Below are 328 nucleotides of genomic sequence, written 5' to 3'. Positions count from 1 at the left end.
GCAAGCTCGGCGAAATGCTGCTGGCGATGCGCATGGAGCAGGAACTGAGCAAGGATGAGATCTTCGAGCTGTACTTGAACAAGAGCTTCTTCGGCAACCGCGCCTACGGCGTCGGCGCTGCGGCCGAGTTCTATTACGGCAAGAAGATGAACGAGCTGAGCCTGGACGAGATGGCCTCGCTCGCCGGCATTCCGAAGTTCCCGTCCAGCGGCAATCCGCTGAACAATCCCGACCGCGCCAAGATCCGCCGCGACTACATCCTCGACCGCATGGCCGAGCAGAACTTCGTCACCCGCGCCGAGGCCGACGCGGCCAAGGCGGTGGCGAT

General features: G+C 62.8%; 1 protein-coding gene. It reads left to right on the top strand.

From position 1 onward, the window contains the following. Positions 1-328, top strand: a 328-nt coding sequence (locus HKX41_10850) for a peptidase (GenBank protein ID NNC24628.1), incomplete at both ends; no start/stop codon positions are given.

The sequence above is a fragment of the Salifodinibacter halophilus genome, assembly GCA_012999515.1.
GTDB classification, from domain to species: Bacteria; Pseudomonadota; Gammaproteobacteria; order Nevskiales; family Salinisphaeraceae; genus Salifodinibacter; species Salifodinibacter halophilus.
Note: the sequence above shows the minus strand (reverse complement) of the source record. Positions and strands in the feature narration are given on the sequence as shown.